The 19,738-nt window shown below is 71.0% G+C and carries 15 protein-coding genes and 1 other RNA gene; 3 read left to right on the top strand and 13 right to left on the bottom strand.

What is annotated here, in order from left to right:
• Nucleotide 1: 1 nt before the first annotated feature.
• The 12 genes from galE to pta all read right to left on the bottom strand — a co-directional run bounded on the left by galE (nucleotide 2) and on the right by pta (nucleotide 16,605).
• Nucleotides 2-1,018: a UDP-glucose 4-epimerase GalE gene (gene galE / locus ACE3O1_RS01800; protein WP_374311825.1), complete on the bottom strand. Its 1,017-nt coding sequence runs from the start codon at nucleotides 1,016-1,018 to the stop codon at nucleotides 2-4.
• A 9-nt stretch (nucleotides 1,019-1,027) separates the two neighbouring features.
• Nucleotides 1,028-1,687: a thymidine kinase gene (locus ACE3O1_RS01795; protein ID WP_374311823.1), complete on the bottom strand. Its 660-nt coding sequence runs from the start codon at nucleotides 1,685-1,687 to the stop codon at nucleotides 1,028-1,030.
• Nucleotides 1,688-1,729: 42 nt separating this feature from the next.
• Nucleotides 1,730-3,205: a malate:quinone oxidoreductase gene (locus tag ACE3O1_RS01790; protein WP_374311909.1), complete on the bottom strand. Its 1,476-nt coding sequence runs from the start codon at nucleotides 3,203-3,205 to the stop codon at nucleotides 1,730-1,732.
• 151 nt (nucleotides 3,206-3,356) lie between these two features.
• Nucleotides 3,357-4,427, bottom strand: a complete 1,071-nt coding sequence (locus tag ACE3O1_RS01785) for an aspartate-semialdehyde dehydrogenase (protein WP_374311821.1) — start codon at nucleotides 4,425-4,427, stop codon at nucleotides 3,357-3,359.
• A gap of 257 nt (nucleotides 4,428-4,684) precedes the next feature.
• Entirely contained in the window at nucleotides 4,685-5,971 is a 1,287-nt protein-coding gene (locus ACE3O1_RS01780; RefSeq protein WP_374311819.1) for an aspartate kinase, read from the bottom strand.
• Between the two features lie 97 nt (nucleotides 5,972-6,068).
• Nucleotides 6,069-7,037, bottom strand: coding sequence for a DMT family transporter (locus ACE3O1_RS01775; protein WP_374311817.1), 969 nt, complete (start codon nucleotides 7,035-7,037; stop codon nucleotides 6,069-6,071).
• A 92-nt stretch (nucleotides 7,038-7,129) separates the two neighbouring features.
• Nucleotides 7,130-7,723 (bottom strand): recombination mediator RecR, encoded by a 594-nt coding sequence (gene recR, locus ACE3O1_RS01770; RefSeq protein ID WP_374311815.1) that lies wholly within the window; start codon nucleotides 7,721-7,723, stop codon nucleotides 7,130-7,132.
• 3 nt (nucleotides 7,724-7,726) lie between these two features.
• Nucleotides 7,727-9,886, bottom strand: coding sequence for a DNA polymerase III subunit gamma and tau (locus ACE3O1_RS01765; protein WP_374311813.1), 2,160 nt, complete (start codon nucleotides 9,884-9,886; stop codon nucleotides 7,727-7,729).
• A gap of 40 nt (nucleotides 9,887-9,926) precedes the next feature.
• Complete coding sequence (locus tag ACE3O1_RS01760; protein WP_374311811.1) at nucleotides 9,927-12,449, bottom strand: glycoside hydrolase family 65 protein; 2,523 nt, start codon at nucleotides 12,447-12,449, stop codon at nucleotides 9,927-9,929.
• The gene (locus tag ACE3O1_RS01755) at nucleotides 12,446-13,207 is read right to left on the bottom strand and encodes an HAD family hydrolase (RefSeq protein WP_374311907.1); all 762 of its coding nucleotides are present in this window, start codon (nucleotides 13,205-13,207) and stop codon (nucleotides 12,446-12,448) included. The genes ACE3O1_RS01760 and ACE3O1_RS01755 overlap by 4 nt, the downstream gene beginning before the upstream one ends.
• A 30-nt stretch (nucleotides 13,208-13,237) precedes the next feature.
• Nucleotides 13,238-14,464: an acetate/propionate family kinase gene (locus ACE3O1_RS01750; protein ID WP_374311809.1), complete on the bottom strand. Its 1,227-nt coding sequence runs from the start codon at nucleotides 14,462-14,464 to the stop codon at nucleotides 13,238-13,240.
• On the bottom strand, nucleotides 14,461-16,605 hold the full coding sequence (gene pta / locus ACE3O1_RS01745; protein WP_374311807.1) for a phosphate acetyltransferase: 2,145 nt from the start codon (nucleotides 16,603-16,605) through the stop codon (nucleotides 14,461-14,463). Before pta ends, ACE3O1_RS01750 begins: the two co-directional genes overlap by 4 nt.
• A 71-nt stretch (nucleotides 16,606-16,676) precedes the next feature.
• On the opposite strand from pta, the gene ACE3O1_RS01740 reads away from it, so the two are divergent.
• Nucleotides 16,677-17,360 (top strand): NUDIX domain-containing protein, encoded by a 684-nt coding sequence (locus ACE3O1_RS01740; protein ID WP_374311805.1) that lies wholly within the window; start codon nucleotides 16,677-16,679, stop codon nucleotides 17,358-17,360.
• Here ACE3O1_RS01740 and ffs read toward each other — a convergent pair.
• An RNA gene (gene ffs, locus ACE3O1_RS01735) (signal recognition particle sRNA small type) lies at nucleotides 17,355-17,451 on the bottom strand. The genes ACE3O1_RS01740 and ffs overlap by 6 nt on opposite strands.
• A 154-nt stretch (nucleotides 17,452-17,605) precedes the next feature.
• Between ffs and ACE3O1_RS01730 the strand changes: the two genes are divergently transcribed.
• Together ACE3O1_RS01730 and ACE3O1_RS01725 are read left to right on the top strand one after the other, a co-directional pair.
• Nucleotides 17,606-18,643 carry an AAA family ATPase gene (locus tag ACE3O1_RS01730; protein ID WP_374311803.1) on the top strand — a complete coding sequence of 346 codons (1,038 nt, stop codon included), beginning with the start codon at nucleotides 17,606-17,608 and terminating at the stop codon, nucleotides 18,641-18,643.
• Between the two features lie 7 nt (nucleotides 18,644-18,650).
• On the top strand, nucleotides 18,651-19,738 hold a 1,088-nt coding region (locus tag ACE3O1_RS01725), incomplete at its 3' end, for a DUF58 domain-containing protein (RefSeq protein WP_374311801.1).

Raw genomic sequence — 19,738 nt, 5'->3', positions numbered from 1 at the left:
CTCAGCCGGGGTAGCCGTCTGGATTCTGCGTCTGCCAGTTCCAGTAGTCGCGGCACGCATCGTCGATGGTGAGCCGCGTCGACCAGCCGAGCGCGCGCTCGGCCTTCCCCGGGTCGCAGTACGAGGCCGCGACGTCTCCGGGGCGACGGGCCGTGAGCCGGCGCGGGATCTCGCGGCCGCTGGCGCGCTCGAACGCGGCGATGAGCTCGAGGACCGAGACGGGCTTCCCTGTACCGAGGTTGTAGACCTCGTATCCGGCTTCGGCGCGCTCGAGGGCGGCGACGTGCCCGGCGGCGAGGTCGGTCACGTGGATGTAGTCGCGCAGCCCCGTGCCGTCGGGGGTGTCGTAGTCGGTGCCGAAGACCGACACCTCGGGCAGCGCGCCGATGGCCACGCGGGAGACGAACGGCATGAGGTTGTTCGGGATGCCGTGCGGGTCCTCGCCGATGAGGCCCGACGGGTGCGCGCCGACGGGGTTGAAGTACCGCAGGCTCACCGCGCTCAGCCCGGGGTCGGCGGCCGCGGCATCCGAGAGGATCTCCTCGATGATCCGCTTGGTCTTTCCGTAGGGATTGGCCAGGTCGATCCCCGTGGGCGAGTCCTCGCTCAGGGGCAGGTGCTCGGGCGTGCCGTAGACGGTGGCGGAGCTCGAGAACACGACGGTGCGGATCCCCTCGGCCGCCATGACCTCGAGCAGGGTGATCGACGTGCCGAGGTTGACGTCGTAGTACCGCACGGGCTGGGCCACCGAGTCGCCGACGGCCTTGAGCCCGGCCAGGTGGATCACCGCATCGACGGGCGCGTGCTCCCGCACGAACGCGGAAAGGGCCTCGCGGTCGCGCACATCGGCGACCAGCAGCGGAACCGAGGCTCCGGTGATGCGCTCGATGCGGGCCACCGCCTCGGCGCTCGTCCCCGACAGGTCGTCCACGACGAGGACATCGTGACCGGCCTCGATGAGCGCGACGGCGGTATGCGCGCCGATGTAGCCGGCCCCGCCGGTCAGGAGAACTCGCATCCTCCCAGACTAGTTCCCGGGGATGCGCCCGCCCGACTCGCGCAGGTAGCACTCCGCGCACATCGACTCGTACGTGACCCGGTCGGCCGAGAGCTCGTCGATGGCCACCTGGTCGCCGTCGAACACGAAGCGCCCGCCCACGAGCCGCGCGTTGAAGAGCGCCTTGCGGCCGCACCGGCAGATCGTCTTCAGCTCCTCCAGACTGTGCGCGAGTTCCAGCAGGCGGCGCGAGCCGGGGAACGCGTGCGTCTGGAAGTCCGTGCGGATGCCGTAGGCGAGCACGGGGACGCCGTCGAGCACCACGATCCTCAGCAGGTCGTCCACCTGCTCCCGCGTCAGGAACTGCGCCTCGTCGATCAGGAGGCACGCGACGTCCGGGGCGGTGCCGGTCTCGGACGACTCGGGGATGAGCGCATCCTCGGCCCGGTCCTGGACGCGGGCGCGGTGCTCGGCGAAGAGAGCACGGAGATCGGCGCCGGGGGGGATCAGGAAATCGACGGCGCGCTTCATGCCCAGCCGACTGGAGATCTGATCAGCGCCCTTGGTGTCGATCTCGGGCTTCGCCAGCAGCACGTGCTGCCCGCGCTCCTCGTAGTTGTAGGCGGCCTGCAGGAGCGATGTCGACTTTCCGGAGTTCATCGCGCCGTAGCGGAAGTACAGTTTGGCCACCCCGCGAGTCTACGGATATCGGCGGTCGCCCCGCCGCCGGGATCAGGCGGTGAGCGCGAGTGTCTTCGCCGTGTCGGCGAGCAGCTCGTCGGCCACCTCGGGCCGGGGATTGAGCACCTCGCCGTAGCTGGGGATCAGGGCGCGCAGACGCGGCTCCCAGTCGTCGACACGGTCGGGGAAGCAGGTCTTCAGCAGCCCGAGCATGATGGACGCCGCCGTCGACGCCCCCGGTGACGCTCCCAGGAGCCCGGCGATCGTGCCGTCGGCTCCCGTCACGACCTCGGTGCCGAACTGCAGGATGCCGCCCTTCTCGGGGTCCTTCTTCATGACCTGAGCGCGCTGGCCGGCCTGGATGAGCTCCCAGTCCTCGTCCTTCGCCGTGGGCATGAAGGTGCGCAGGCTGTCGACCTTGCGCTTGTGGTTCTTGAGCAGTTCGCCGACGAGATAGGTGATGAGCGACGGGTTGTCCCACGCGACCTTGAGCATCGGGCCGAGGTTGTGGGGCCGCACCTGGGTCAGGAGGTCGAGCATCGAGCCGTTCTTGAGGAACTTCGGGCTGAACGTGGCGAAGGGCCCGAACAGCAGCGACGATTCGCCGTCGACGACGCGCGTGTCGAGGTGGGGCACCGACATGGGCGGGGCGCCGACCGACGCCTGCGAGTACACCTTCGCCTTGTGCTGCGCGACGACGGCGGGGTTCGTGGTCTTGAGGAACTGGCCGCCGATGGGGAACACCCCGTAGCCCTTGATCTCGGGGATCCCCGAGCGCTGCAGGAGCTTGAGAGCCCAGCCGCCCGCTCCCACGAACACGAACTTCGCGCGGAGCTCGCCCGGTGTGCGGCCGATCGAGCGGCGATACCGGACGCGCCACGTGCCGTCGGGGAGTCGCTTGAGGCTGCGGACCTCGGTGTTGGTGCGGACGTCCGCGCCGTTCTCGGCCAGGTGGGCGAGCAGCTGGCGCGTGAGCGCGCCGAAGTCGACGTCGGTGCCGGCGGGCACGCGGGTGGCCGCGAACGGCTCGCCCTTGCGCCGCTTCTGCATGAGCAGCGGCGCCCACTGATTGATGACGCGGGAGTCCTCGCTGTACTCGATGCCGGCGAACAGCGGCTGGTCCTTGAGCGCCTCGTAGCGCTTCTTGAGGTAGGCGACGTCCTTCTCACCCTGCACGAACGTCATGTGCGGCGCCGAGTTGATGAACGTCGTCGGGGCGTCGAGCACGCCGCGGTCGACGAGCGACGACCAGAGCTGGCGGCTCTGCTGGAACTGCTCGTTGATCGAGATCGCCTTGGCCGGGTCGACGGAGCCGTCCTTGCCCTCGGGCATGTAGTTGAGCTCGCACAGCGCGGCGTGGCCGGTGCCGGCGTTGTTCCAGGCGTTGGAGCTCTCGAGCGCCACGTCGGACAGCCGCTCGAGCACCGCGATCTTCCACGTCGGCTGGAGCTCCTGCAGGAGGGTGCCCAGCGTCGCGCTCATGATCCCGCCGCCGATCAGCAGCACGTCGACCGTGCCGGCGGGCAGATCGCTGTCGTCGGGGTGGGGCAGGGCGTCGGAGGGCGTTTCGGTCACCCGACGATTCTAGTTCGGCGTGAAAGCCTCACCGGCCGCGGCCTCCGATCGCCCGCGAAAGAACGAGACTTCTTGCGAGAGCGGCAAGCGCGGGATGCCGCTGTCAGGCGTGGGCGCCGAGCGAGGCGGCGACGACCTCGGCGATCTGCACCGCGTTGAGGGCGGCGCCCTTGCGGAGGTTGTCGTTCGAGATGAAGAGCACGAGGCCCTTCCCCTCGGGCGCCGACTGGTCGGCGCGGATGCGGCCGACGTAGCTCGGGTCATTGCCGGCGGCCTGGAGCGGCGTCGGCACCTCCTCGAGCGCGACGCCCGGCGCCGAAGCGAGGAGGTCGCGTGCGCGGTCGGGCGTGATGTCGCGGGCGAACTCCGCGTGGATCGACAGCGAATGGCCGGTGAACACCGGGACTCGGACGCACGTGCCGGCGACGCGCAGGTCGGGGAGCTCGAGGATCTTGCGGCTCTCGTTGCGGAGCTTCTTCTCCTCGTCGGTCTCGTTCAGCCCGTCGTCGACGAGGTTCCCGGCGAGCGGGATGACGTCGAACGCGATGGGCGCGACGTACTTCTCGGGCTGCGGGAAGTCGACCGCCGAGCCGTCGTGCACGAGATCCAGGGTGTGGCCCTGGGCCAGCACGCCCTCGACCTGGCCGAGGAGCTCCTGAGCTCCCGCGAGACCCGAACCGCTCACGGCCTGGTAGGTCGACACGATCAGCCGCTCGAGTCCGGCCTCGGCATCCAGCACCTTCAGCACCGGCATCGCGGCCATCGTGGTGCAGTTCGGGTTGGCGACGATGCCCTTCTTCGCCTCGGCGATCGCGTGGGGGTTGACCTCGCTGACGACGAGAGGCACCTCGGGGTCCATGCGCCAGGCGCTGGAGTTGTCGATCACGAGGGCGCCGGCCTCCGCGAAGCGGGGCGCGTGCGCCCGGCTGCCGGTCGCGCCGGCCGAGAACAGGGCGATGTCGATGCCTGCGGGGTCGGCGGTCGCGACATCCTCGATCACGACGGTGTGACCACCGAAGTCGACCGACGTGCCCGCCGAGCGCGCGGTGGCGAACAGGCGCAGTTCGCGGATCGGGAAGTTCCGCTCGAGGAGGATCTCGCGCATGACCGTGCCGACCTGGCCGGTGGCGCCGACGACGGCGACGGAGAGTCCTGTATCGGAGATGCGGGTCATGAGGGATCCTTGGTGCGAAGAGGTCGCGCAGACGCCATCGGAGCGCGGGATGGTGCGATTCTACCGGCCGGGCTGCCGCGGGCCGGTCGTGTTACCGCGCGTGGACCGACGCCTGTCGGCGGATTCCCGCCACATCCAGGGCCCGGCCCGGCGCCGAGATCAGGCAAATCGACGAGGTCAGGATGGATGGCGCCGAACGGGCCTGATCTCGTCGAATCGCCTGCGGCGGTCGACGGCAGGAGGGCCGAGGCGGAGGTTCAGCGGCCGGTGCCGGCGTAGACGACGGCGTCGCCGTCGCCGTCGAGGCCGTACGCGCTGTGCACGACACGGGCGGCCTCCACGAGGTCGTCGCCGCGCACCACGACCGAGATGCGGATCTCGGACGTCGAGATCATCTCGATGTTGATGCCCGAGACGCTCAGCGCCTCGAAGAGGGTGGCCGAGACGCCGGAGTGGGTGCGCATGCCCGCGCCGACGACGGACAGCTTGCCGATCTGGTCGTCGTGCACGAGGCTCTCGAAGCCGATCTCGGATTGGTCGCCCGCGAGCGCCTTGAGCGCGGTCGCGGCATCGGTCTTCGGGAGCGTGAACGAGATGTCGGTGCGCCCCGTGGCGGCCGCCGACACGTTCTGCACGATCATGTCGACGTTCGCGCCGGACTTGGCGACGACCTTGAAGATCTCGGCCGCCTTGCCGGGGACGTCCGGAACGCCGATGACGGTGACCTTGGCCTGGCTGAGATCGGTCGCGACACCCGCGACGATCGGCTCTTCCATCTCATCTCCTGATTCGCCGTCGGGGAGGGTCATCCCCGGGCCGAGCACATAGGTTCCCACGCCCGAGCTGAATGTCGAGCGCGCGTGGATCAGCACGCCGTGGCGGCGCGCGTACTCCACCGCGCGGATGTACAGCACCTTCGCGCCGTTGGCGGCGAGCTCGAGCATCTCCTCCGCCGACACGACACCGAGTTTGCGCGCCTTGGGCACGACGCGGGGATCGGCCGTGAAGATGCCGTCGACGTCGCTGTAGATCTCGCACACGTCCGCATCGAGCGCGGCGGCCAGGGCGACGGCGGTCGTGTCGGAGCCGCCGCGGCCCAGCGTCGTGATGTCGCGGGTGTCGCGGTTGAAGCCCTGGAAGCCGGCGACGATGACGATGGCGCCCTCGTCGAGAGCTTCGCGGAGGCGAATGGGCGTGACATCGACGATCCGCGCCGAGCCGTGGTCGGCGGTGGTGATCATGCCGGCCTGGCTGCCCGTGAACGAACGCGCCTCGAACCCCATCGAGTGGATCGCCATCGCGAGCAGCGCCATCGAGATGCGCTCTCCGCTCGAGAGCAGCATGTCGAGCTCGCGCGGCGCCGGGATCGGAGCGACCTGCGCGGCGAGGTCGAGCAGCTCGTCCGTCGTGTCGCCCATCGCGCTGACGGCGACCACGACGTCATGGCCGGCGCGACGGGCATCCACGATGCGCTTCGCCACGCGCTTGATGCTCTCGGCATCCGCAACCGACGACCCGCCGTATTTCTGGACGATCAGCGCCACGTTCGAACTCCCGGGGAATGCGAGCGCGATCGGATGCCGCGCCCAAGCGTCCATCTTACGGACGCGCCGATTCCTCCCCGGCCATGTGTCGAGCGCGCTAGCCCGGCGCGACGGGCGGCAGCTCCGCCGCGGACCCGGGCTTCGGGTCGGGTTCGCCTGCGGGCTCGGGATCTCGCACCTTGAGCGTGCCGCCGGTGGCAGCGAGCCAGCATCCGAGGATCACGAGCGGGAAGCCGATCAGCAGTCCGACGGTGAGAGGCTCGGCGAGGATGATCGTGCCGAGGACGATCGCGACGACGGGATTGACGTAGGTGAACAGCGGCGCGCGCACCGGCCCGACACGGGCGATCAGGGCGAAGAAGACGATGAACGCCACCGCCGTGCACAGAACGCCCAGCAGCACGAGCGCCACGGTGCTGTCGATCGTCGGCACCTCGTGCTGGGTGAGCAGCCCGATCGGCAGGTAGAACAGCCCGACGGCGAAGAGCGAGAGGGTGATCGTGCCCAGGGCGGGCACGTCCTTGAGCTTGTGAGCGACGATGAACGGCGCGATCGCGTAGCAGACGGCGACGAGCAGCACTTCGCCGACGGCCAGGAGGCCTCCCCCGCCTTGGACGGCGAGACCGGGGCCGGCGACGACGACGGCGACACCGGCGAAGCCGATCACAAGGCCGATCGCCCGTGCGGGCTTGAGCACCGACCGGTCGCCGCCCGTGAAGGCGATCAGTGCCGCGAACAGCGGCACGGTGGCGACGAGAAGACCGGTGAGCCCCGACGGCAGGGTCTGCTCGGCGTGGCCGAGCAGCAGGAACGGTCCGGCCATCTCGATCGCCCCGAACGCCAGGACCCACCCGATCTTGGGCAGCGCCGGTCGCAGCGCCCCCTGACGAAGCGCGAACGGCAGCAGGAGCACCGCGCCGATGAGCGTGCGCCCGGCGACCACCGCGGCGGGCGAGTAGGAGTCGACCGCGACCTTGATGAAGAGGTAGGGCACGCCCCAGACCAGCGCCATGATGGCGAACAGCACCCACGCGCGGGCGTCGAATCGCGTCACAGGGCTGTTCACGTCGTCACTTCCATCGCTCCAGGATCGTCGCAGGCGCCGGTCGCGGCGATGCGCACGACTGCCAATGTACGGCGCACGTCGGACAGACGGCCTCAGACGGAGCGGCGGCCCTCGAAGGCTCGCCCGAGAGTGACCTCGTCGGCGTACTCGAGGTCGCCGCCCACCGGGAGGCCGGAGGCGAGGCGCGTCACGGAGATCTCGAGGGTGTGGAGCAGCCGGCTGAGGTAGGTCGCCGTCGCCTCGCCCTCGAGGTTCGGGTTCGTCGCCAGGATGACTTCCTGCACCGTGCCGTCGGCGAGGCGCTGCATGAGCTGCGTGATGCGGAGGTCGTCGGGCCCGATGCCCGCGATCGGGCTGATGGCCCCGCCGAGCACGTGGTACAGGCCACGGAACTCGCGCGTGCGCTCGATCGCCGCGACATCCTTCGCGTCCTCGACGACGCAGATCAGGCCCGGGTTGCGGCGCGGGTCGCGGCAGATCGAGCAGCGGTCCTGCTCGGACACGTTTCCGCACACCTCGCAGAAGCGCACCTTCTCGCGCACCTCGGCGAGCAGCTGGGCGAGGTGCGAGACGTCGAAGTTCGGCGTCTGCAGGATGTGGAACGCGATCCGCTGCGCGGACTTCGGCCCGATGCCGGGGAGACGCCCGAACTCGTCGATCAGATCTTGGACGATGCCGTCGTACATGGGCTAGCTGAACCTCGTCGGCGGCTCGTACGGCTCCTCGCGCACGAAGGTCGCGCCGAGCATCTGGCGGACGACCGCTTCGCCGTACCGCTGCACGCCGCCGTTGCGCGTCGCCGCCACCGGCGGCAGCGGCGGCGCGACCACGGGCGGGACGGGGGCGTCGGGTGCGGCATCCGGAGCCTCGTCGGCGTCGTCGATCTCGATCGACGGCTCGACGTCGGCCGCGCGCAGCACGTCGCCCTCGCGCGCGGGAGCGAGCGTCGCGACCCGCGCCGGCGCCGCGTCTTCGGGCTCGTCGTCGACGGCGAACTGGCCCGGAGCCGCCATCGCGGCCGGGCCGGGATCGGGCGGAGGCGCGTCCGCGTCGGTCGGGATCGGGGCGACGGCCCACTCGGTGACCGGAGCGGCAGCGGCGGGTGCGGAGGCCCGCTCGGCGGCTGAGCGCGCCGGCGGCGCGGCCGGACGGGCGGGAGGCTCCGCAGGCGCGGGCGGCGCCGCCCCCGCAGGGCCGTCGTGCTTCGCGAGGTACTTCACGCGGATGCCGAGAACGGCCAGGATCGCCTGGCGCAGGTCTTCGCTCGGACCCCCACCGGCGGCGCGCTGCTTGAACTTCGCGACGTCTGCCTGGCTCGCGAAGGCGAGGGTGAGCACGTCGTCGTCGAGGCCGGCGACCTCGGCGTTGGAGGCGAGAAGCCACGACGTGCGGCTGATGTCTTCAAGGCGGGCGAGCACCTCGGGCCAGGCATCGCGCATGCGCTGGACCGTCACCGGGCCCGCAGGCGCCGGCGCGGCGACCGATGCGGCCTCGGCCGCGGGAGCCGCAGGGGAAGCCACGGGAGCGGCGGGCGTCGGCTCGGCAGGCGCCGATACGGCGGGAGCCGCCCGCGCCGGCTCGGGCGCGGCCAGCACAGGTTCGGCGGGCGCCTGCACAGGTGCGGCCGGCGCCGGCGCGCGTTCGACTACGGCAGGCCCTGCGGCGGCCGGCGGGAACGCGGCCGCACGCTCGACGACGGCGGCAGCCCGCGGGGCCGCAGCTGCGGGAGCGGGATCGGATGCGGCATCCGCCCCCCGCGCCATGACGCGGGCGACCATGAGCTCGAGCTGCAGCCGGGGCGAGGTGGCGCCCGTCATGTCGTCGAGCGTCGCGATCACGAGATCGGCCGTGCGCGAGAGGCGTGCCGTGCCGAACGCGTCGGCCTGGCGCTGCATGCGCGCGAGATCTTCGGTCGACACTCCGCGGAGCACGGCGGCGGCACCCTGGCCCGTCGCCGAGACGATGATCAGGTCACGCAGGCGCTCGAGAAGGTCGTCGACGAAGCGCCGGGGGTCCTGCCCGGTCTGCACCACGCGGTCGACGGCGTTGAACGCCGCGGACGAGTCGCCCGCCGCGAAGGCGTCGACGACCTCGTCGAGGAGCTCGGCGTGCGTGTAGCCCAGGAGTGCCACGGCACGCTCGTAGAGGACGGTGCCGTCTTCGGACCCGGCGATGAGCTGGTCGAGCAGCGACAGGGTGTCGCGCGGAGAACCGCCGCCCGCGCGGACGACCAGCGGAAGCACGCCGGCCTCGACCTGCACGCCCTCCTCCTCGCAGAGCGACTGGACGTACTCGAGCATCGCGGCCGGCGGCACGAGCCGGAACGGATAGTGGTGCGTGCGCGAGCGGATCGTGCCGATGACCTTCTCGGGCTCGGTCGTGGCGAAGATGAACTTGACGTGGTCGGGCGGTTCTTCGACGAGCTTGAGCAGGGCGTTGAACCCCTGCGGCGTGACCATGTGCGCCTCGTCGAGGATGAAGATCTTGAACCGGTCGCGCGCCGGCGCGAACACCGCGCGCTCGCGCAGGTCGCGGGCGTCGTCGACGCCGTTGTGGCTGGCCGCGTCGATCTCGACGACGTCGAGCGAGCCGCCGCCCCCGCGACCGAGCTCGATGCAGCTGTCGCACGTGCCGCACGGGGTGTCGGTCGGGCCTGCGGCGCAGTTCAGGCAGCGGGCGAGGATGCGGGCGGACGTGGTCTTGCCGCAGCCGCGCGGGCCGGAGAACAGGTACGCATGCCCGACACGGTCACCGCGCAGCGCCGTCATGAGCGGTTCGGTGACCTGCGACTGCCCGATCATCTCGCCGAACGACTCGGGCCGGTAGCGGCGGTAGAGGGCGGTGGTCACCCCCACAGCCTACGGCGAAGGACCGACATCCGACCCGCCGTCACTGCGCGTCCGCTCCGTGCTCGATATCGGCCGCTCCCACGACGATCGGGATGGTCGAGGTGACGGTCGGCACCGAGGCGGAGAGGTACGACCCGTCCTCCCGCTGCACGTCGGTCAGCTGCCCCAGCGTCGGCCGGCCCGGGATGACCCGGCCCTGACCGTCGAGCGGCACCACGACCTCCTCGCCCTGACCGACCACGTAGCCGGTGCCGCGCACGCTGAATCCGACCGGATCGCCCTCCGAGGCTGCGACGCGCAGCGCATCGCGCGTGATGGTGATCTGCAGCCGGGTGCCGTGCCAGTGGAGCACGAAGGACAGCTCCGGCCAGTCGGCGGGGAGGCGCGGATCGAAGGAGAGCTCGCCGAAGTGGTCGCGCATGCCGCCGAAGCCCGAGACGAGCGCCGTCCACACCCCGCCCGCGGACGCGACATGCACGCCGTCGGAGGCGTTGTGGTGCAGATCGGCGAGGTCCACGAAGATCGACTGCTGGAAGTACTCCAGCGCGAGGTCCTGGTAGCCGACCTCGGCGGCGAGGATCGCCTGCACGACGGCCGACAGCGTGGAGTCGCCCGTGGTCAGCGGGTCGTAGTACTCGAAGTCGGCGAGCTTGTCCTCGTCGGAGAAGTGGTTGCCCTGCAGGAACAGGGCGAGCACGACGTCGGCCTGCTTGAGCACCTGGTACCGGTAGATGACCAGCGGGTGGAAGTGCAGCAGCAGCGGATGCTTGTCGGCCGGGGTGTTCTCGAGGTCCCAGATCTCGCGCTCGAGGAACACGTGATCCTGCGGGTGGATGCCGAGGGCCGAGCTGAACGGGATGTGCATCGCCTCGGCGGCGCGCTCCCAGCCCTCCGGCTCGGAGGGGTCGAGGCCCAGGCGATCGACCATGCGGCGGTAGTCCTCGCCGTCGAGCTCGGCCATCTCGCGCACGGTGCGCGCGGCGAAGCGGAGGTTGAAGCGGGCCATGACGTTGGTGAACAGGTTGTCGTTGACCACCGTCGTGTACTCGTCCGGGCCGGTGACGCCGTGGATGTGGAAGGTCTCCTCCCCCGCACCGTCCACCGTGCGCCAGAACCCGAGCGTCGCCCACAGCCGGGCCGTCTCGACGGCGATGTCGACGCCCTCGCGGTGCAGGAACTCGACGTCGCCGGTGGAGCGCACGTACTTGGCGAGCGCGAAGCTCACGTCGGCGTTGATGTGGTACTGAGCCGTCCCGGCGGCGTAGTAGGCGGATGCCTCTTCCCCGTTGATCGTGCGCCACGGGAACAGCGCGCCGTGCTCGTTGAGCTGGTAGGCGCGGCGCCGTGCGGCGGGCAGCATGAGGTAGCGCATCCGCAGTGCGTTGCGCGCCCAGAGCGGAGTCGTGTACGCGAGGAAGGGCAGGACGTAGATCTCGGTGTCCCAGAAGTAGTGGCCGCTGTAGCCCGAGCCGGTCATACCCTTCGCGGGAACGCCCTGGCCGTCGGCGCGCGCCGAGGCCTGCGCCAGCTGGAACAGGCACCAGCGCGTCGCCTGCTGCAGGTCGTCGTGCCCGCCGATCTGCACATCCGAGCGCTCCCAGAAGCCGTCGAGCCAGGCGCGCTGCGACTCGAACAGCGCAGCCACGCCGTTGGTGCGGGCGCGATCGAGCGCCCGGCGACCGCGGTCGACGAGCTCGCGCGCGGGCACGCCGCGCGACGTGTGGTAGCTCACGATCTTCGTCACCCGCACCGGCACGCCGGCCTTCGCCTGCACGCGGAACACGTTCTTCGCGATGTCGGGCTCGCTGAGGTAGCGCGAGTCGTACTCGTTCTCGGTGTCGATCGTGTGGTCGGCGACGACCGCGATCGTCATCCCCGAATCCGTGACGCGGTACGACAGCGCCGACCGGTCGCCGTCCTGCCAGTACTCCTGCGGCTGCAGCACGCGCTCCTGGATGCGCTCCGCCTTGCGGGGATCGAACCTTGCGCGCTTGTTGGGGCTCGAGGGCATGCCGCCGTACACGTCCTCGCCGTCCTGCCGGTTCAGCAGCTGGCAGCTGACCGTGACCGGGGCGTCGGCGTTGAGCACGGTCACCTCGACGGTCATGACGGCGAGGTGCTTCTCCTCGAACGACACCATCCGCTCGAAGTCGATCCGCACGTCCTTGCCCGACGGCGTCACCCACAGGATGTGCCGGCGCAGGACGCCGTCGCGCATGTCGAGCACGCGCTCGTACTCGCGCACGTCGGCGAGGTCGAGGGAGAGCGGCTCGTCGTCGACGTACACCCGCATGACCTTCGCGTCGGGTGCGTTGATGATCGTCTGGCCCACCTCGGCGAAGCCGTAGGCCTGCTCGGCGTGACGGATCGGGAACGTCTCGTGGAACCCGTTGATGAACGTGCCGTGCTCGTGCGCGTGCCGCCCTTCCGGGTGGTTGCCGCGCATGCCCAGGTAGCCGTTGCCCACGGCGAACAGGGTCTCCGTAACGCCGACGTCTTCGAGGTCGAACTCGGTCTCGATGAGCCGCCAGGGGTCGACGGGGAAGCGATCGCGGTCGATCATGCGGTGTGCTCCTCGGTGGGGTCGGAGGGGGCGGCGGTGACGAACTCCGCCAGATCATTGACGACGACATGGGCCCCGGCATGACGCAGCGCCTGCTCGCCGGCGCCGCGATCGACCGCGACGACGAGCGCGAAGTCCCCCGCGGCGGCCGAGGCCACACCGCTGAGCGCGTCTTCGACGGCGGCGCTGCGTGCCGGCTCGACCCCCAGCATGCGGGCGGCCTCGACGAACACGTCGGGCGCCGGCTTGGAGGCGAGGTGGTCGCGCTCGGCGATCACGCCGTCCATCACGACGGCGAACCGATCGCGGATGCCGGCGACCTGCAGCACCTCTTCGGCGTTCTTCGAGCTCGAGACGACGGCGACGGTCGTGCCCGCGGCGGCCAGCGCGTCCAGCAGCGCGAGGGAGCCCGGGTAGGGCGCGATGCCCTCTGCGCGCAGCACGCGCTCGAACACCACGTTCTTGCGGTTGCCGATGCCGCAGACGGTGTCGGCGGTCACGGGATCGGAGGGATCCCCCCACGGCACTTCGACGTCGCGGGAGCGCAGCAGCGCGGCCACGCCGTCATAGCGCTTCTTGCCGTCGAGGTGGTCGAAGTAGTCCCGCTCGGTATAGGGCGGACTGATCTCCCACGCGGCGAAGAGCTCGGTGAACATCGTCTGCCACGCGTGCATGTGCACTTCGGCGGTGGGGGTCAGCACGCCGTCCAGGTCGAACAGGACGGCGTCGTAGGAGGTGAGATCGGGCAGGGAATCCAGCGTCACGTGACCAGCGTATCGAGGGGCACGTCACACGCGAGTTACAGCGAGCGTCTGTCGGGCGATCTCGAGCTCCTCGTCGGTGGGGACGACGAGCACGGTCACGCGTGAGGCATCCGTCGAGATCTTCCGGATGCCGCGGCCCGGCGCGAGATTCCGCTCCTCGTCGATCTCGATTCCGGCGAACCCGAGGGTCTCGAGGGCTCCGGAGCGAACACGCGGCGCGTTCTCCCCGACCCCCGCGGTGAACGAGATGACGTCGGCGCCGCCGAGCTGCGCGAGATAGGCGCCGGCGTAGGCGCGCAGGCGGTGCACGTACACCTGGAAGGCGAGCAGCGCGCGCTCGTCGCCCGCCTCCATGGCGGCTCGGATGTCGCGCAGATCCGAGGAGCCGGCGAGTCCGAGCATGCCGCTGCGCTTGTTGAGGAGGTCGTCGAGCTCGTCGATCGAGAGCCCCCCGCGCCGCGCGAGATGGAAGAGCACGGCGGGGTCGAGGTCGCCGGAGCGCGTGCCCATCACGAGGCCCTCGAGCGGCGTGAAGCCCATGGAGGTGTCGACGGAGCGTCCGCCGTCGATGGCGGTCACCGACGCCCCGTTGCCGAGGTGGAACACGATCTGCCGGAGCTCGGTCAGCGGGCGGCCCACGAAGGCCGCGGCGGCCTCGCTCACGTACTTGTGCGAGGTCCCGTGGAATCCGTAGCGGCGGATGCGGTGGGATGCCGCGACCTCGGCGTCGATCGCGTAGGTGAAGGCCTCGGGGGCGAGCGTCTGGTGGAACGCCGTGTCGAACACCGCGACGTGCGGGACGTCGCCGAACGCCTTCCTCGCCGCGACGATGCCGGCCAGGTTCGCCGGATTGTGCAGCGGGGCGAGCACCGAGAGCTCGTCGATGTTGATCTCGACCAGCGGGGTGATGAGCGTCGGCTCGAAGAACCGCGCCCCGCCGTGGACGACGCGGTGTCCGACGGCGACGGGCGGGTGGTCGTCGAGGGACGGCCCGTCTTCGGCGAACGCCTCGAGCATGACGCCGAAGCCGGCGGTGTGGTCGGGGATCGGCAGCTCGCGCGTGTACGTCGCGTCGGTGAACGTCGCCCCTCCCCCGTCCGGTGACGGCGCCGTGACGTTGTGGGTCGCGCGACCCGTCTCCTCGCCGATCCGCTCGACCAGGCCCGACGCCAGCGTGACCTCGGCGTCCATGTCGATGAGCTGGTACTTGAACGACGACGAGCCCGAGTTGACGACGAGGACGGGGGTCATGCGGATGCCTCCCCCTGCGCCTGGATGGCGGTGATGGCGATCGTGTTGACGATGTCGTCGACCAGGGCTCCGCGGGAGAGGTCGTTGATCGGCTTGTTCAGTCCCTGCAGGACGGGCCCGATCGCCACCGCACCGGCGGATCGCTGCACCGCCTTGTAGGTGTTGTTGCCGGTGTTGAGGTCGGGGAAGACGAACACGGTCGCCCGGCCGGCGACCTCGGACCCCGGCATCTTCGCGGCGGCGACCGCGGCGTCCGCGGCGGCGTCGTACTGGATGGGTCCCTCCACGAGCAGCTCGGGCGCCCGCTCGCGCACGAGGGCCGTGGCATCCCTCACCTTCTCGACGTCCGCACCCGAGCCGGACTCGCCCGTCGAGTAGGACAGCATGGCGATGCGCGGGTCGATGCCGAACTGCGCGGCGGTCGCCGCCGACGACACCGCGATGTCGGCCAGCTGCTCGCTGGTCGGATCGGGGATCACGGCGCAGTCGCCGTAGACGAGGACCCGGTCGGCGAGCGCCATGAGGAACACGCTCGAGACGACCGAGACGCCGGGCTTCGTCTTGATGATCTCGAACGCCGGGCGGATGGTGTGCGCCGTCGTGTGCGCCGCCCCCGACACCATGCCGTCGGCCTGGCCGAGGTGGACCATCATCGTTCCGAAGTACGAGACGTCCGTCACCGTGTCGGCCGCCTGGGCGAGCGTCACGCCCTTGTGGCTGCGCAGGCGCGCGTACTCCTCGGCGAAGCGCTGCACGTGCACAGCGTCGAACGGAGACAGCACCTCGGCCGCCTGGATGTCGATGCCGAGCTCGATCGCGCGGGCCCGCACCTCGAACGGCTCGCCGAGGATGGTGAGGTCGGCGATCCCGCGCTTGAGCACGGTGGCCGCGGCGCGCAGCACCCGGTCGTCGTCCCCCTCGGGCAGCACGATGCGCTTGCGCTCCGCCCGCGCACGCTCGATCAGCTGGAACTCGAACATGAGGGGCGTGACTACCGTCGCGCGGGCGACGCCGAACGCCTCCAGCAGCTCGTCGGTGTCGACGTTCTGCTCGAACAGGGTCAGGGCGGTGTCGTAGCGGCGCTGCGAGTCGGCCGCGAGGCGTCCGCGCGTGCTCATGATGCGCGCGGCCGTCTCGTAGGTGCCGAGATCGGTCGTGATGATCGGCACGTTCGAGCCGAGCCCGTCCAGCAGTCGCATCACCGGCTCGGGCAGCTCGAAGCCGCCGTTGAGGACGATGCCCGAGATGGAGGGGAAGGTCCCCGACGCGTTCGCGAGCAGGGTCGCGAGCAGCACCTCGGACCGGTCGGCCGGGATGATCACGACGGCGCCCTCGAGCAGGCGGGGCAGGACGTTCACCATCGACATCCCGGCCACGACGACGCCCAGCGCCTCCCGCGTGAGGCGGTCGGGATCGCCCGCGAGCAGCTCGCCACCGACCGAGCGCATGATGCCCCGGATGGACGGCGCCACGAGGAAGCGGTCCTCGGGGATCGCCCACACCGGGATGCGCGCGGCCGCCGGAGCGCCGGATGCCTCGAGCGACGCGCGGATCGCGGCGATCACCTCGTCGGCCTCTCCGGGCTCGGCGCGGTTGGCCACGATCGCGAACAGCTCGGCCCGGCCGTGCGCGAGCTCGGTCAGTGCCAGATCGGCGATCTGGCCCATCTCGGCGGGCGTCCGGGGCAGCGAGGATCCGAGCTGCTCCGGCTGCGTCTGGCTCTGCGCCGAGCGCCCGCCCAGCACCAGCAGCACCGGGGCTCCGAGGTTCGCCGCGATGCGGGCGTTGTAGGCGAGCTCGGCGGGGCTGCCGACGTCGGTGTAGTCGCTGCCGAGCACGACGACCGCGTCGCACTGGGCCTCGACGGCCTTGTAGCGCTCGACGATCGCCGCGAGCGCGGCATCCGGATCGTGCCGCACGTCGTCGTAGGTGACGCCGATGCACTCGTCGTACGGCAGGTCGACGCCGTCGTGGTCGAGCAGCATCTCGAGGACGTAGTCGCGCTCGATCGTCGAGCGGGCGATCGCGCGGAAGACTCCCACGCGCGGTGTCGCGTGACTCAGGGCGTCGAGCACGCCGAGCGCGACGGTGGACTTGCCCGAGTGGCCCTCTGCCGACGTGATGAAGATGCTCCGTGCCACTCTTCCACCCTAGGTGGCGGGCGGATGCCGCGGCCAGGCACGGTGCGGACGCGCGCGGCTACGCTCGCACCATGGACGCACCTCGCCCCGGAATCGATGTCCCCGACCATCGCGGCCGCACCGGCCTCGACCGGGTCGGGCGCGATCTGGACCGCAACCCCGACGTCCGCGTGACCGACGTGGAGGTGCTCGCGGCGGCGTGGCACGTGCTGCGGCGCACCACGCTGGAGTACCGCACGCCCGCCGGCGAATGGGAGGTCCAGCAGCGCGAGACCTACGATCGCGGGAACGGCGCGACCGTGCTCCTCTACGACCCCGAGCGCCGCAGGGTGCTGCTCACGCGCCAGTTCCGCTACCCGGTCTACGTGAACGACCACCCCGACGGGATGCTGATCGAGACCGCGGCGGGGCTCCTCGACGAGGACGACCCGGCCACGGCGATCCGGCGGGAGGCCGCCGAGGAGACGGGCGTCGAGATCGGCGACCTCCAGCACGTGTGGGACGTCTTCATGAGCCCGGGGTCGGTCACCGAGCGGCTGCACTTCTTCGCAGCGCCGTACGACGGCCGGGCCCTCGCCTCCGATCGCGCCGGCCTCGCGGAGGAGGGCGAGCACATCGAGCTGCTCGAGCTGGACATCGACGACGCGCTCGCCATGGTGCGCGACGGGCGCATCCAGGATGCCAAGACCATCATGCTGCTGCATTGGGCGGCGCTGGACGGCCCCTTCGCGCGCCCCGCCCCCCGGGAAAAGTAAGACTCTCCGCGAACCCGGCAGAGCCTGGTTACCCTTGCTACGTTTCCGTCCTGGGGGAGTTGGCCTGGATGCCGCCTCGCGGAGAGCTGGGTCCAGTCTACCCGGCTTCCGGGCGGTCGTGAGCCGCCATGGGCGCCGCACACCCCCAGCCTTCTCCCAGTGCCGGGGCGTCCTCCTCGCGATTAGGATCGGGGCAAGTGCGCGAGGATGCGCCCCGACGAGGCACCGCACCCGAGGAGGCCGCAGTGACGGAGACCGCGACGACGGATGATCTCGGTACACCCTCTGCGGGCGCATCCGGGGCGACCGGCGCGATCACGCCCGAGCGGTTCGCTCGCACGACCGAGGCCATCCTCGCGTCCGTCGGCAGCGTGATCGACGGCAAGCCGGAGGCCGTGCGCAGCGCTCTGGTCTGCCTGCTCGCGGAGGGGCATCTGCTCATCGAGGACGTGCCGGGCGTCGGCAAGACGATGCTCGCCCGCGCGCTGGCGGCCTCCGTGGACGCGACGGTCCGCCGCATCCAGTTCACTCCCGACCTGCTGCCCGGCGACGTCACGGGCGTGAGCGTGTTCAATCCCGTCGAGCGGGAGTTCGAGTTCAAGCAGGGCGCGATCTTCGCGAACATCGTGATCGCCGACGAGATCAACCGCTCCTCCCCCAAGACGCAGTCCGCGCTGCTGGAGGCCATGGAGGAGGGGCAGGTCACGGTCGACGGGCGCACGCACTTCCTGCCCACGCCGTTCCTCGTCGTGGCGACGCAGAACCCGCTCGAGATGGAGGGTACCTACGCCCTGCCCGAGGCCCAGCGCGACCGCTTCATGATGCGCATCTCGATGGGCTACCCCGATCAGCGCTCCGAGGCGCTCATGCTGCGTCAGCGCGACACCCTGAACCCCCTCGACCAGCTCTCGTCCGTGGTGTCGGCCGACCAGGTCACCGATCTGGTGGCATGGGCCCGCGCCGTCCACGTGGCGCCGACGATCGAGGACTACGCCGTCGCCCTCGCCCACGCCACCCGCACCCACACCGACCTGCGGCTCGGCGCCAGTCCGCGCGCGACCCTGCAGCTCGTGCGCGCCGCCAAGGTCTGGGCGGCGCTCGACGGTCGCGGCTTCGTCATCCCCGACGATGTCTCCGCCCTTCTGGCGCCGGTGTTCGCGCACCGCCTCATCCCGACCCGCTCGGCCGGCGGGGCGCGTGCGCGCGGCGCCGCCGACGCGGTCACGACGATCCTCGAACGCATCGCCGCGAGCGTGCGCGTTCCCATCGCCGCCCGTCAGTGAGCCCGCGATGAGACGCCTGTGGCCCCTGACCGTGCGAGGCACGGGCGCGCTCATCCTCGCCATCACCTGCTTCGTGATGGCGAACGAGTTCGGCGTGACCGAGCTGATGTACTTCGGGATCCTGCTACTCGCCGTCATCGTGGCCAGCGTCGCGTCGCTCTATCTCTCGCGCCGCTCCGACGTCGTCTCGCGATCGCTCGCGCCGGATGTCGTCACGGTGGGCCGCGAGTCGCTCGTGTCGGTGACGGTCGGGGTGCGGACGGCTCTCCCCACTCCCCCGGGCGTCTGGCACGATGTGCTGCCCAAGGGCCTGCGGGGCAAGGCGGAAGGGATCTTCCCCGCGCTCGGCTCGGGCCTGCGGCGCAGCGACCGGGTGGTGGAGCTGTCGTACGCGGTGACCGGGGTGCGCCGCGGCATCCATTCGATCGGCCCGCTCTCGGTGCGCTCGACCGACCCGTTCGGCCTCGCCCGCCGGCAGACGCTCTTCGGCGAGCGCACGCCGGTGACCGTCGCGCCGGCGCTCGTGGACCTGCCGCCGCTGACCGACTTCGCCGGCGAGACCGGCGGCACGCTGCACACCACGACCAATCAGCTCGGCCAGGGCGCCGACAATCTCGTTGCGCGGCCCTACTCGCCGGGGGACTCGATGCGGCGCATCCACTGGCGGGCCACCGCCCATCGCGACGAGCTCATGGTGCGGCAGGAGGAGCAGGAGTCCACCCCCGAGGCGAGCGTGGTGATCGACCGCGGCGCGCTGCGCTGGTCGACCGAGGCGATGCACGCCCCCGGCGCCGACCCCGGCTTCGAGGCGGCGGTGTCGGCCTGCGTGTCGGCGGTCGCCCGGCTCGTGCACGACGGGTACGCGGTCGAGGTGATCGACTCCGACGGGACGGTGCTCTCCGACCGCATCGACGGCGGCGACATGGCGGAGGTCGAAGTGATGCTGACGCACTTCGCGACGCTCACGGCCCGTCGCGACGACGGGCTCACGCGCCTGCCCCGCCTGTTCGCGGGAGACATGACCGGGCCCGTGATCGTCATCGTCGGGCGCCTCGACGCCACCGACGTCGAGGCCAACGCCCCGGTGGTGCACCA

The organism is Microbacterium sp., from assembly GCF_041909575.1.
Taxonomy (GTDB): Bacteria; Actinomycetota; Actinomycetes; order Actinomycetales; family Microbacteriaceae; genus Microbacterium.
This window is presented reverse-complemented; position numbering and strand designations above follow the sequence as displayed.

What these genes read in the sequence shown, in the direction of transcription:
- ACE3O1_RS01740 (WP_374311805.1), top strand. Translation starts at nt 16,677, where the DNA reads ATGGACGCACCTCGCCCCGGAATCGATGTCCCCGACCATCGCGGCCGC.
- recR (WP_374311815.1), bottom strand. Translation starts at nt 7,723, where the DNA reads ATGTACGACGGCATCGTCCAAGATCTGATCGACGAGTTCGGGCGTCTC.
- galE (WP_374311825.1), bottom strand. Translation starts at nt 1,018, where the DNA reads ATGCGAGTTCTCCTGACCGGCGGGGCCGGCTACATCGGCGCGCATACC.
- ACE3O1_RS01760 (WP_374311811.1), bottom strand. Translation starts at nt 12,449, where the DNA reads ATGATCGACCGCGATCGCTTCCCCGTCGACCCCTGGCGGCTCATCGAG.
- ACE3O1_RS01785 (WP_374311821.1), bottom strand. Translation starts at nt 4,427, where the DNA reads ATGACCCGCATCTCCGATACAGGACTCTCCGTCGCCGTCGTCGGCGCC.
- ACE3O1_RS01750 (WP_374311809.1), bottom strand. Translation starts at nt 14,464, where the DNA reads ATGACCCCCGTCCTCGTCGTCAACTCGGGCTCGTCGTCGTTCAAGTAC.